The organism is Fructobacillus sp. EFB-N1 (assembly GCF_001038455.1).
In the GTDB taxonomy this organism is placed as follows: domain Bacteria; phylum Bacillota; class Bacilli; order Lactobacillales; family Lactobacillaceae; genus Fructobacillus; species Fructobacillus cardui.
In genome coordinates this window covers 1-12,934 of the sequence record NZ_LDUY01000018.1, presented here as the reverse complement: position 1 = coordinate 12,934, position 12,934 = coordinate 1, and the positions used below count along the sequence as shown (strand labels likewise).

General features: G+C 43.9%; 14 protein-coding genes, 1 tRNA gene and 1 other annotated feature. Of the genes, 1 reads left to right on the top strand and 14 read right to left on the bottom strand.

The window, feature by feature from the left end; genetic code table 11:
- Positions 1–96: 96 nt before the first annotated feature.
- From FEFB_RS05055 to FEFB_RS04990, 14 genes are all read right to left on the bottom strand, one after another.
- A complete protein-coding gene (locus FEFB_RS05055) occupies positions 97–1,233 on the bottom strand; it encodes a cation:proton antiporter (RefSeq protein WP_047975151.1) in 1,137 nt (378 codons plus the stop codon).
- Positions 1,234–1,590: 357 nt separating this feature from the next.
- Positions 1,591–1,668 carry a putative holin-like toxin gene (locus FEFB_RS08895; RefSeq protein ID WP_235271966.1) on the bottom strand — a complete coding sequence of 26 codons (78 nt, stop codon included), beginning with the start codon at positions 1,666–1,668 and terminating at the stop codon, positions 1,591–1,593.
- A 405-nt stretch (positions 1,669–2,073) separates the two neighbouring features.
- Positions 2,074–3,099 (bottom strand): tRNA-dihydrouridine synthase, encoded by a 1,026-nt coding sequence (locus FEFB_RS05045; protein ID WP_047975149.1) that lies wholly within the window; start codon positions 3,097–3,099, stop codon positions 2,074–2,076.
- Between the two features lie 239 nt (positions 3,100–3,338).
- Positions 3,339–3,938 carry a non-canonical purine NTP pyrophosphatase gene (locus tag FEFB_RS05040; RefSeq protein WP_047975148.1) on the bottom strand — a complete coding sequence of 200 codons (600 nt, stop codon included), beginning with the start codon at positions 3,936–3,938 and terminating at the stop codon, positions 3,339–3,341.
- Positions 3,939–3,955: 17 nt separating this feature from the next.
- Positions 3,956–4,987: a biotin--[acetyl-CoA-carboxylase] ligase gene (locus FEFB_RS05035; protein WP_047975147.1), complete on the bottom strand. Its 1,032-nt coding sequence runs from the start codon at positions 4,985–4,987 to the stop codon at positions 3,956–3,958.
- A gap of 68 nt (positions 4,988–5,055) precedes the next feature.
- Positions 5,056–5,616, bottom strand: coding sequence for a biotin transporter BioY (locus tag FEFB_RS05030; RefSeq protein ID WP_161795093.1), 561 nt, complete (start codon positions 5,614–5,616; stop codon positions 5,056–5,058).
- Positions 5,617–5,740: 124 nt separating this feature from the next.
- Positions 5,741–6,799, bottom strand: coding sequence for a YutD family protein (locus FEFB_RS09200; RefSeq protein WP_082131917.1), 1,059 nt, complete (start codon positions 6,797–6,799; stop codon positions 5,741–5,743).
- A 32-nt stretch (positions 6,800–6,831) separates the two neighbouring features.
- Entirely contained in the window at positions 6,832–8,169 is a 1,338-nt protein-coding gene (locus tag FEFB_RS05020; protein ID WP_047975145.1) for a bifunctional UDP-sugar hydrolase/5'-nucleotidase, read from the bottom strand.
- 231 nt (positions 8,170–8,400) lie between these two features.
- A complete protein-coding gene (locus FEFB_RS05015) occupies positions 8,401–9,495 on the bottom strand; it encodes a Xaa-Pro peptidase family protein (protein ID WP_047975144.1) in 1,095 nt (364 codons plus the stop codon).
- A gap of 180 nt (positions 9,496–9,675) precedes the next feature.
- The gene (rpmA, locus tag FEFB_RS05010) at positions 9,676–9,990 is read right to left on the bottom strand and encodes a 50S ribosomal protein L27 (RefSeq protein WP_047975143.1); all 315 of its coding nucleotides are present in this window, start codon (positions 9,988–9,990) and stop codon (positions 9,676–9,678) included.
- Between the two features lie 27 nt (positions 9,991–10,017).
- Positions 10,018–10,317 carry a 50S ribosomal protein L21 gene (gene rplU, locus FEFB_RS05005; RefSeq protein ID WP_047975142.1) on the bottom strand — a complete coding sequence of 100 codons (300 nt, stop codon included), beginning with the start codon at positions 10,315–10,317 and terminating at the stop codon, positions 10,018–10,020.
- Positions 10,318–10,330: 13 nt separating this feature from the next.
- Positions 10,331–10,406: a sequence feature (ribosomal protein L21 leader region), on the bottom strand.
- Positions 10,407–10,546: 140 nt separating this feature from the next.
- Positions 10,547–11,119, bottom strand: a complete 573-nt coding sequence (locus FEFB_RS05000) for a TetR/AcrR family transcriptional regulator (RefSeq protein ID WP_047975141.1) — start codon at positions 11,117–11,119, stop codon at positions 10,547–10,549.
- Positions 11,120–11,290: 171 nt separating this feature from the next.
- Positions 11,291–12,055: a nicotinamide riboside transporter PnuC gene (gene pnuC / locus FEFB_RS04995; protein WP_047975140.1), complete on the bottom strand. Its 765-nt coding sequence runs from the start codon at positions 12,053–12,055 to the stop codon at positions 11,291–11,293.
- Positions 12,056–12,097: 42 nt separating this feature from the next.
- Positions 12,098–12,424 carry a multidrug efflux SMR transporter gene (locus tag FEFB_RS04990; protein WP_047975139.1) on the bottom strand — a complete coding sequence of 109 codons (327 nt, stop codon included), beginning with the start codon at positions 12,422–12,424 and terminating at the stop codon, positions 12,098–12,100.
- A 172-nt stretch (positions 12,425–12,596) separates the two neighbouring features.
- Here FEFB_RS04990 and FEFB_RS04985 point away from each other — a divergent pair.
- A tRNA-Arg gene (locus tag FEFB_RS04985) sits at positions 12,597–12,670 on the top strand.
- The last annotated feature ends 264 nt before the right edge of the window (positions 12,671–12,934 follow it).

Sequence of the window (12,934 nt, the reverse complement as noted above, 5' to 3'; positions counted from 1 at the left end):
CTGAAAAGGAACAAAACATTTCCTATCAGTTAACTTATTTCATTTTCGCTGATTTCACGTCCCATAAACCAATGGTTATTCAAGTTATCAGTCCACTTATTTTCTTAATAATGGTTTTAAGGCGATTGGCGTGAAAATTGTCGTTAACAAAATGACGATCGTCAACATCGCATAATGACCCGAACTCAACGCATGAGCTGACAGTGCCAAATCAGCAATCACAATGGCCATCTCACCACGTGAGACCATCCCAACACCGACAACCCGAGCATCGCCAACCGGCACCTTGACTAGCCGAGCTCCAAAGTAGGCCCCAAAGAACTTCGTCAAAATCGCGAAAATTGTCAAAATCGCAATCAACGGCAGATTAGCTAACTGGCCAACGAGTGTAACCTTTAACCCGATATTAACAAAGAAAATCGGAATAAAGACGGTTTGACCAACTAAAGTGACGCCGTATTCAATCGCCGCGGCTGATTTCTGCCGAGAAAAGAGCACGCCGACAACAAAGGCCACGATGGCTCCCGAAAGTCCAATTTTCTCTGACAAGGTTGCACTGAGTAAAACGATTACCAGTGCAAAATTCAGAACAGCCCCCGGTAGCGACAAGCGACCGATTGCTGGCAAAATTTTTGGCAATACGTAAAGCAAAACTGAAACTAACACAAGCAAAAACATGACCATCAATAAAATGGTGAACCATAAGGGGCGCTGAATCTTTTCGCCAATTCCAAAGACCGTCTGGTAGACCGTCCACATCAAAATTGCCAAAATGTCATCTAAAACGGCTGCTCCCAAGATGGTCGCTCCGGCGTCTGATTTGACCTGATGATACTCAGTCAAAATTTGCGCCGTAATTGAAACGGATGTGGCCGAGAACAGCACCGCCCAAAAAAGAGATTTTTCATCGGTCATCCCCAAGGTCAGTCCCAGTACCAAAAAGACCACAAAGGGCGTTACCACCCCGGCTAGAGCAACCGTTACCGCCTGTCGGGCATGGCGCTTTAACAATCCAAGATCAGATTCAATGCCGGCCAAAAACATTAAGAGCAAAACTCCGACCTCTGCCCATGTGGCTAAGCTATGATTAGCAGACAGCAGATGAAAACCTGCTGGTCCCAAAATAATCCCCGCACCAATTTGACCAACAACAGTCGGCAGTCGCAAGCGCTCCGCTAGCCAAGACATCATCAAAGCCCCAAACAAAATCAATCCAAATGTCCAAATCGTCATTTTCTTCCTCCACATTTATAGCCTAGTCAGCTTGAAATGAGCAAAGAAAAAAGGCCCACTCCAAGTAAACCTAACTCCCCCGTTAGGCTCCGCCTTGAGTATGACCTCAACCAAAGTTTTTTATTCAATACTGCCATTGTAGCATTAATTAAAACGAAAATTCAAATCGTTCACAACGTCCATGTGCATTTTAACAAACATTCCAACCGTCCTGTTGGCACTCGAACATCTTGGTGTTATAATGGTGTTGTGGAAAAAGCGCTGTAGCTACAACTACAACGCTTTCTAGCAAACCCGTAAAACGGTGGCTATCTGATTAGTTATAAATAACCATCAGCTCGTCAAAGCCTGTGATGGTTATTTTTTTTGGCTTAATTTAATAAGCTCAATCACTAATCCCAGCAATATCAGAACAAAAGTTCCGAAAGCCAGCATTAATTGTAAGGCAATCGTCACCGACACCCTGGCATCTCCTTTCTTAGAATGTGATTGTTGGTTTTAACACCATACGCACCACCTCCTTTGAAAAAGGATAGCCACCATCCACGCTTGTTTGCTATACAAATACTATAGCATAAAACCCTCGAAAACATTGATATAAAGCTGTTTTTAGACATTTATTACCGATTTATTCAATACCATGCAAAAATAAAAAGGCACCGATTTACCACACCTAATGAGTTCATTAAAAATGAATTCACTACCATAATTTAAAAGCAACTTAAAAGGACTGATACCGAGAAAATACGGGGTATCAATCCTTTTTACTTATTCAAATAATACGTCTTAATTTGTTGGCTTATCTCATCGCGGCTTAACCAATCACAATGATGATATCCCTTAACGTGCAGGAGTCTGCAAAAGGTCACCAACGTGTTCTGCCAATAAAGCCCGCACTTGATCGGTTGCGTGAGTTTCCATCAGCAATTGGCGCAACTGAGAAGCATGAGGGAAGCCCCTCAGGTAAATCTTAAAGTAACGCTTCAATGCTTCAAAGTTCTTGATAGAAGCCGTCTTATTCACTTCATCAAACAAATCCAATTGCAATTCCAAAAGAGCGATTGATTCTGCCAAAGTGTGGTCCTGATGGCCTGGTTCAAAGGCGTATGGGTCGTTTAAGACGCCACGGCCAATCATCACCCCATCAATACCAGGATGTTCGGCTGCCAAAGCCAAACCGTGCTCGTAGTCCTTGACATCCCCATTGATTTGGAGAAGTGTATCCGGTGCCAACCGATCACGCATGGCAATAATGTCATCAATCAACTCGAAGTGAGCCTCAACCTTTGACATTTCCTTCCGAGTTCGCAAATGAATCGTCAGCACTTGAACGTCCTGTTCGAAAATCATCGTCAACCAGTCGTGGTACTCTTCGACTTTATAAAAGCCTAACCGCGTCTTCACAGATACGGGCAAACCACTTTCCTTGGCTGCAGCGATTAGTGCCTTAGCTCGGTCCGGATGGCGAATCAAATCAGAGCCGGCATCGTTCTTGATAACTGTGCCATCTGGGCAACCCATGTTTAAATCAACGGCCTGATAACCCATTTCAGGAAGCAACTTGGCTGCTCCAGCAATCACTTCTGGCTTTGATCCCCAGATTTGAGCAATCGGCATTTTTTCGCCCGGAGCAACCGCTAACCGACCCTGAACGGAAAACTTTGCCTCAGGGTGAATCATTGATGCAGCGTTCGTGAACTCCGTATAATACACATCCGGCCCACCAGCTTTGGCAACCACGCGACGGAAAATTGTATCCGTGACCGCTTCCATTGGTGCCATTGAAAAGAATGGTCGCTTGTTCCCGTTTTCATCTTTGGCTTCATCTACAATCTTTTGCCAAAATGCACTCTTAGCAGTTGTCATAAGCCCTCCTTTCGGCTTTTTAAAAGCCCAGTAAAATCAACCTTACTATTTTAGCATGATTAGCTGTCTTTTTCAAAAATCGAGGTCTTCAATGAAAATCTTCCACGAAATCTACCAAAAGAAAAAACCGACACCACCATAGATATGACTCCCGAAACTTGTTCATCAAATTTCATCGTTCGTATCAACACAGTGGCAATCGGTCCAGTGTTACTTTCTGATTTTTAAAAAGAGTTCGGTTATTCTGCCGTTTTAATTTCCTGTAAAACCTGAGCCAAAGCTCGGGCACGGTCGTGATAGGTAACTAATTCGGACATGGTCATTTCGGACAAAGTCAGACCATTTTCGGCCTCCATAATGTCATCCAATCCGCCAATTAAGTCCCCACGTCGTGCCTCCGTAGCAATCTTAACGCCACCCTTGCCGGCACCAGTATACAGTTGACCGGCCGGGCTGCAGGCGGCCAAAACAGCCAAAAGGTAGGCCGACCGATCCTGCCCTTGATCATAAAGGCTCAAAATATAGTTAATCTCGGCTTCCTTACCAATCACATTCAAGCTCTTAAATTCACGCGAAGAGGTCACGCCAAAACGGTCGGGAAAAGCCTGCAAGTACAGACCCGTGTCATCGGCTAAAATCCAATCATCCGGTAAATACTGGTGAATAAAAGTTGCTTTGGCCTTTGCATTCTCTAACTGTGAATCGGTCGTTTCCTCCGGAAAAGCCAATTCCTTTCCCAAAATATCTCGATAATTGGTCACGCTATGACCCATTTCTTGAGCCAAAACGGCCATTTCCTTAGTCTTAGCAGAATTATTCGAAGCAAATACAAAGTCCATGTCGGCAGTTCTCTTTCCTACAAATTTAAGTTTTCCAGGAGTTTAACCTTGGTCACCTCACCCGCATAAAGCGTCTGCTGTTGACCCGTAGCATCCTCGACCATGATTAAACCACCCTGGTCGCTAATACCGGTGACTATCCCAGTTTTTTCATCTGTACCAACCTTAACAGTTATAGTGTGACCAATCAATAAGGAAAGCTCTCGATACGCCGGCAGATACGCACCGCTTTGGTAGGTATCCGTCATTTTTATGAGGTTAACAATCAATTGAGCCAAAATCACATTTAAGTCCAAATCAGCTTCACCATCTGCCAGTACTGTCCCCGCCTTGGACTCGAGTCCATCTGGAAAAGCACCTGGCATTAGGTTAATGGCAAAGCCAAGGATCACAGCCGAATATTGTTGGCTCTCAAAGTCAAAAATCCCCTCCGTAATCACGCCACCAATTTTATGGTCATGTAAAATCAGGTCATTGACCCATTTTAGTTGAAAGGGAGCGGCCGGGAAAAAAGTTTGCAGTCCCTGAACTAGAGCAACAGCGGCCGATGTCGTTAAGAGACTCGGTGCTAATTGTGTGCCAACCGGTACAGGCATTGCTAACGAAACGTATAACCCGCGGTCCTTTGGCGAATAAAACGTTCTACCCTGGCGACCATAGCCACCACTTTGCTCTCTAGCAACCAACAAGGCCGGTCTTATCAACGGCTGCTTGGCAACCATGTCCTTAGCATAGGCCTGGGTAGAACCAATTTGTTCAAAAACTTGCACCATTGTCTGCTGATTTTCAGCCAAATCAGAACCCAAAAAATGCAGCCACTGATTTAGCACGAAAGCATCCACTTGCTGACTGCGTAAGTAAGCATAGCCAGCCTTCTTGCGACTCGCAATTTGATGGCCGTCAGCCTTTAACGACCGCACGGCCTTCCAGATTGATTCACGTGATAAATCCAAGGACTGGGCCAAGCTGTCGCCAGAAAAATAAACACCAGGTTGCGTTAATAAAATAGCTAAAACTCGATTTTTGGTACTGAGTTCCTGTTTCTTCATCAAGTCTTCCTTCCAATCGTCACCGACTAGTACGGCCGCAAAGCAGCCACACCGCAACCACTAAAACCTTAATGCTGATTCGCCTGCCAAAGAGCCTGATCTAAAAAGACTGCTAGAGCAATTTTCAGTAAATCACCAGGTACAAAGACCATGTTTACCCAGTAGGCAGACCAGAAGCCAAGCCCCTGGTTGAAGTGCAGCCAAGCGGCTCCCATGCCAAAGTCCAAAATCAAATCAACGATGATTAGTAAAATAACACTCTGCCACCAAGCCGGTTTGGCTAAGTTTCGATGACCAAAAACCAATCGATTCAAACCCCAGTAAACGGCCGGGAAAAGCAACCAAGCCCAGATATAACCAGCTGTTGGACCAGTCAAGACGGCTAAACCACCTCGACCACCGGAAAGGACAGGCAAACCGATCGCTGCCAAAAGCAAGAAAACGGTCATTACCATCGTTCCTCGTTTTGGCCCTAAGATAAGGACCACCAGCATAACGGCTAAGTTCTGGAGTACGATTGGTACCGGTAGGAAGCCTAGCGGAATTCCTGGAATCATTGCAAAAACCATTAATAACGCAACAAAAACAGCGCCTTTCGTTAAGTCTTGTAAACGTGATGTTGTTGTCATCAACATGCTCCTCTTTGTTTAGTAACCCTATTTATTTTGAATGGGTAACTAAAATATTAACAAGAAATACTTCGATTGTCAAAATAAAACCAGTAATCGTAATCGATTACTGGTTTTATACTTATTATTGTCGTTCCTTAATCGTAAAGGAACGCTTATTATTGGCTGATTTTGCCCGAGATTGTGTGTTTTTACCCTTTGAAGGGACGGAAGTTTGCTTTGCCGAATTAGCTGAAATGTTATTGCCTTGCTTTGCCCGTTGCAACTTTGAATTCTTACCAGCCTGGCCCGCCTTGGCACTTTGACCTTGGTGAGTATTCTTCTGGTTGAATCCATCCTGACGATTTTGACCTGGAATCTTAGACTTTTGGAGTTGACCACTACCTTGACCGCCTTTCGTTCCTTGACGCTTGCGTCTTGGTCCACCAGCCTGCTTGGCCTTCTGCTGTTGATTGCGGTGACGGTTATTATCTTTCGACTCCTTCTTAGCCAAGTCTTGACTAGCAGTTTCTCCCCCCTGCTTCTGATTAGATGATTCTTGAACCGCCTCATTGGTATTCCGCTCAATCTTTTTAAAGCGATGTTGATTATTATTCCGCCTTGAGCCGTTTCCGTTTTGACCACGCTTAGCCGAACCACTGCTATTCTTTCTTTGGTCACTATCCTGTCCACCCCTGTTGCTTGGGCGTTGGTTGCGACCACTGGAAACCTTAGCAGTTTTACGGCCATTAGTGGGTTTCTTTGGACTTGATGGCTTGCGTGCCGGTTTTTTAGGGTTCGCAGCCTCCCAGTCGGCTAAGAAATCATGAACCCTAACAGGACGGAAGGCCGGAGCAGCATTCGATAAGACGAAGTAAGGGGCACCGAAATTAACATATTCATACAGATAATCAGCCAAAGCACTGATTTTTTGGTCAGCAGTCACCTCCCGGTCTTCTTGGTAAAAACCGCGCAAGCGCAATTGGTCTGCCGAAATGTCACCAACAATGTAGTCATACTGCTTTAAAAGTGGCGTATAGCGGATTGCTAATTTGCTCGCATCAAAGGCATCCTTGAAGTTTTCCTGCAAAGTCAACTTCAACCCATCAATAGTAATTTCATCCCCAAAAACGCTGACCTGAAATTCTTTTTCACGCTCAGCTTGTTGGGTAATTGTCCGTTCTTTAAGACTTTCGTGGTTCATAATTCCTCTTCAGCCACTAGTAGCTCTTCAATCTACTGGGCATGTTTTTGATAATATTGTGCGAGTAATTCTCGCAGAAAAATTTTTTGATTGATTTTAGCGGGCGCCTCATCCAACACTTGAAAAAAGTTAATCCAGCGATAATGGTCCAAGGTTGCAATTTGATAAGCTTTTTCCGGTTCAACTACCCGACCCGCATACCGCAATTGGCCGTCATCATCACGGTCAAGGCCATCAATCAATAGGTGGCCAAAGACCTTACCGCGGAAACCAGATCCCTTCATCTTTTGATTGACCAAATCAGTGCGCCGCTCTTGAAACTCAGCGGTCAAGGCCATCAATTCCGCCCCAGTTAAAGTCGTCACCATTGGGTGAATCGCATGTGGCATGGATTCTAGGAAGTCTTCAGCCGTATCCGTTCCTTCCGGCAAATCCTGTAAGAACAGGCCAGAAGAACAAAAGGCAACGGGCAATCCCGTCGTCTCCTTCAAGGCAGCCAAACAGGCCTGTCCCTGATCAGAAACTGTTTGTTCCTGGTTAAAATGAACAATTTTCTTTTCTTCTTCCAGCTCTGCCCCTCGATCATGAAGAGCCTGAATTTCGGCTAAATCACCAGCTTCGGTTGCTAATTCACCGAGCGGAATGGCTCGTGCCTGTTTCGAAACCACATGATGCTGGTCGTCTACAACCAAATCAATTTGGCCAGTATGGTCGCCATAACGTCCAGCAGCCGCCAACAACGTACCGTGATCCATTTCACCATCAGGCAAAACATGGTGCGTATGTGCCCCAATAATCACGTCTAAATCGTATTTTTCAGCCAAATCACGGTCGGTTGGTAATCCCAAGTGCGAAAGCAAGATCACCAAGTCAGCCTCTTTTCTCAGTTTTGGCACCAAGTCGTCCAAAACGTCTTCAACCGGTAGCGGTTGCCAGTCCAATGACCGGTAAGTCATTTGATAGGGAGCCGTCAAACCAATAATGGCCACCTTCGTCTGATTGTTAGTGGTCAATATCTTGTAAGGTTCTACCCAGGCAGGCTGATTTTCCCCTGGCAATTCCTTCAAGTTCGCCAGAATCACCGGATAATTTGCTTGATCGTATAAATGATTCAAATCAGCATGGGCCATGCCCAAACCTTCATTATTACCAATCGTAACAGCGTCATAGTGAGCAGCATTCATCAAGTCGACATTCGCCTTGCCCAAAGTAGCGTCGGTTAGCGGATGGAAGCGGTCAATAGCATCACCAATATCGAAGTTAAAAGTTGTATCCGCAGTCTTTTCAGCTAGCAAAAAGCGACGTATGCGTGGCCATGCCTCAAAGTGCGAATGCAAATCATTGGTGTGTCGTAATTGTATGGCTTCCATAGCTTACCCCCGTTCATCTTATCTTATCATTAAAGGACGTTTTTCAGAAAGCTTTTATCAAAAAAGTATCCACAAAAAATAAGGTCTAAATCGTCGAATCGCAATACGCCTTCTGTGATAAAAATTAAATAAATCTCATTACCTAGTTAAATTAAATCACTAAGTTATTTTCCAAAATTAAAAAGGCCGAACACATCCGAGTTCGGTCTTTATTGAAATCACTTATACAAATTAGTCAACTGGTAAAACAATCAAGTCCTTTGGCAAATCAGCAGTCAAGACTTCATGGCCATCTTTTGTAATCAAGACATCGTCTTCAATCCGGACACCACCCTTGCCGGCCAAATAAATTCCAGGTTCAACCGTCAAAAGGTTACCAACCTGAACTTCATCACTTGACCGTGATGAAAGATATGGACCTTCGTGGATATCCAAACCAGCGCCGTGGCCAGTTGAGTGTTGGAATTCTTCACCGTAACCCTTTTCCGTGATAAAGTCACGGGCAACGCGGTCAACTTCAGAAGCTGAAATACCAGCCTTCAAAACATCAATCGTGTTTTCGTTGGCTTCCTTGACGATTTCATAAATCTTCTTCAATTCAGGATCAACTTCGCCCAAGGCAAACGTCCGAGTAACGTCAGATGTGTAGCCATCAACGTAGTAACCAAAGTCAACAGTAACCAATTCACCAGCTTCCAACTTCTTATCACTGGCCATTCCGTGTGGCATCGCTGAACGGTAGCCAGAAGCGACAATCGTTTCAAAGGAAGGCTTTTCCGCCCCAAACTCCTTTTGCAAGACATCCAAGCGGTTGGCAACTTCCTTTTCAGTCATCCCAACCTTAACTTCCTTCAACAAAGCATTGAAGGCCTTAATTGATGCTTGAGCAGCCTTACGCAAAGCATCAGCTTCTTGGTCATCCTTTGTTTCACGCAACGCTTCAACTGCGCCAGGAACGGCGTCAAAGCTAACGTTAGCCGGCAACAAATCGTCCAATTCTTCATAGAAAGCGTATGGCAAATCAGATTCGAAGCCCAGCTTTTCAATTCCAAACTCGCGAACAATTTCCACAGCCTTTTCATAGTATTGACGCGTAACCTTTAGTGAAACACCCTGTGGTAACGTACCAACATACTCGTTTTCGTAACGAGCATCCGTGATGAAAGCGGCATCAGCCAATGATACAACCAAGACACCATCACCAGGAACCCCACCAAAACCAATCAGGTAGTTCAAGTTCGAGGCATTAGAAATAATCATTCCCTGCAAGTCCAACTTCTTCAACAGCTTTTGAAACTTGTTCAAACGTTCTTCATAAAATCCCACGGTATGACCCTCCAAATTTTAATATATCTTGCGGTTATTGTACCATAATTTCGAAGCTCTCTAAAAGAAAGTTCTCATTTTATTTTAAGAAATACAAAATGCTCGTCCAATGTTTCAAAAAACCAAATAATGCAAAAATTTGGGCAAAAAAAAACAGCCAAAGCTGTTTTTCCCAATTAGTTAGGCGTTAGCAAGTAACTGATTGTATTCTTCCCGAGTATAAACGGAAACTTGGCGCTTGTCGCGACCCTTGCGTTCGAACTTAACAACACCGTCAGTCAAAGCAAAAAGTGTGTCATCGCCACCCTTTTTAACGTTTTGACCTGGGTAGATGTGCGTTCCACGTTGGCGGTAAATGATTGAACCAGCAGTCAAGGCTTGTCCATCAGCAACCTTCGTACCTAAACGACGACCAGCTGAGTCACGACCGTTGGCAGATGATCCACCCCCCTTGTGGTGGGCAAAGAGTTGCAAGTTATCTTGATTCATCAACATAAGTCTATTCTCCTTTAACAGTGATGATTACGCGATGGAATCAATCTTCACGCGTGTATATGGTTGGCGGTGTCCCTGCTTTGTGTGGGAATGCTTCTTAGGACGGTACTTGAAAGTAACAACCTTCTTTTCCTTCCCTTGCTTTTCAACAGTTCCAGAAACCTTAGCACCATCAACAAATGGGGTACCGATCTTTGAGTCAGTCAAGACGACTTGGTCGAAAACAACCTTGTCCCCTTCTTGTGCGTCCAACTTTTCAACAAAGATGGTATCGCCTTCAGCGACTTTGTATTGCTTGCCGCCAGTAACAATAATTGCGTAGGCCATTATTGAATTCTCCTTTTATACTTAGACTCACCATCTCGAGGCGGCTATCGCTAGCTTCTTGAACCTGAGATGTGTGGTTGTAGCTGCGCTAACAACTAATTAAGTTTATCAAAGTTCCCTGGTTTTATCAAGGAAATCTTTATTTTTAGCCGTTTTAACGCATAATCGAAGCAATAATTCCAATGTTCTTCCACTAATTTAGATTTATTTAATTTTGCATCATTAGCAACTAAACGTCAAAATCAAAAAGTAATAATCCCGTCTTTTTCGTCCTCGTCATCGTTACCCGCCAAATTTCACGAAATTCTTCGAGAATTTCATCATAGGTCAGCGCCATCGAATCTTGTAGCCACAAAGACACACAAGCCCAAAAACCAGCGACAATGATTTCCCATTGATAAATCAAGTGTTTCTTTAATCTTTCATCACTTACATCAGCCAAGGCCCGATCACGTTGTTCGCGTAGCGCAGCCATTAAATCAACCATTAAAGACTTATCCTGACCGTTATTCAAAACGGCATTATAGAATATTCCTTGCTCCGAAATAACTTCCAACACTTCACGTACACGAAACTTTCCTTCAGTCTTTTCCGTAAACTGACGAATAAGTTCCCGATTGACATCATTGATCAAGTCCGCCTTATTATTATAGTGTCGGTAAAAGGTTCCACGAGTCACGCGACCCTTCAACAGTAATTCGGCAATTGAGAAACGATCTGTTCTTGATAATAATTCAATCGCTGCTGAACGAAGAACCTGCCTTGAACGTAAGACACGAGCATCCGTTAACTTCTTAGTCATGTAACTTCTCCAATCTTTAAAAGGATAAAGCGATTCAACTTGTCTTGATTATAACAACAAAGAATTAAATTGACTTAAATATCAAGTAAATTAACACAAAAGGTCGAATAATTGTCCTAAACGACAATTATCGGCCTTTTGTGTTGGTAAAAATATGACAGCTACCAAGCCTTATTTAGCATCAGCTGCCTTAGTAGCTCGTGACCATGGCGAGAAGAACAGGCCAATCACATCGTTTCCTAAATAAAGGATATAAGTTGCAAACAAGACCCAGTTAGCGTCCCCCTGCAATGCCGTTACGCCCCAAAGAGTCACTGACATTAAGCCTTGCAACGTCCACATCCAATACTGTGAGTGGAACTTGGCAATAGTTAATCCAGCCCCTGTTACACCAATCGCAGCAGAGAAGGCATCAAGCCATGGCCGTGGAGAAATCAGCAAGTGTGTATCCATCATGAAAAGCAAGAAGAACGCCACTACGAACGTTACCAAGGCCAACAGCCAGCCGTTCGTATTCATCGCCTTAATTTTCCGGTTTTGCCAAGCATTACCGAAGAACATGAAATTCAAATCCAATGACACCACATAAACCATCTGCATCACGATATCAGAGTAGTTTTTTGAGTGAAAAGCGACAATAGAAATCAGAATTGCTGAGATAAAACCAAGCAAGCCGTTAATTCGCTTGTTGGCCGTAATAGCCAAAGTACAAGCGAAACCGATTGCTCCACCAATCATAGACAAAATCGATAAAGTTTCCAAACCATGTGGGAAACCGGTAGCCAAAATGACTACTAGACCAATTGCCAACCAGATGTAAGATTGCTTATCCCAACCAGAAAACCCCTCTTTATAATAAGACCAGGTGAAAATCTGTTTCATGTTCGTCTTTACGTCCTGCCATGTATAACCAGACGTCGATTGTTCGTTACTCATAAAACTCCTCCAACGGCTCAGGGAAAGTCTTCCCCGAACATTTTAATGTACGTTGCCAAAGATGTTAACCAAAACCACCCCTAGGACCAAAAAGGTCAGGCCAACGATTGTTTGCCAGTTCAAATGTACGTTGAACAAGACAACACTTAAGCACGTGACAACTAGTATACCACTTGCAGACCAGATTGCATAAGCGAGGTAAACGGGCATCGATTTGGCGACAAGCGCCAAAAGGTAGAAGGATAGGGCATAGCAGCTAAGAGTCAAAATTGTCGGTAACAATTTTGTAAAACCAGCCGTACTGCCAATCAAAGTCGTACCAGTCGTTTCGGCGATAATGGCCACGGCCAAATAAAAATAAGTTAACATTTCTATCTCCTTTTATGTCTGTACCCACAATTATCAGTGATGAGCCTCTAGATAACAAGGATTTCCCTGTAACAATCAGCGAACGAACTTTCTCTTTTTCCGCCTAGCAAAATTCTAATAGTAATTTTGCCTCTTTTTTGCTATTCTTAATAGTGTTAGATTTTTGTTATTTGCACTGGTAGCTCAGCTGGATAGAGCAGCCGGTTTCTACCCGGCAGGTCGAGGGTTCGACTCCCCCTCAGTGCATGAAACACGTTGATATATCAATGTTTGCAGGTCGTCTGCACGACTTCCACACGACAAGGCATAAAAAAACACCCCAATCTCAATCGCGAGACTAGGGTGTTTTTTATTATTTTATGTACGCCCCGAAGGGCTTTTTTTATTTAGCTTGCAAGGACGATAATTGCTTGCTAATCTCGTCCAACAACTTCATTTGCATCTTTTGGATTTCCAAATTATTTGGTTGGTCTTCGTGAATAATATGGTCCAACTTTGAGTGAAGAATCC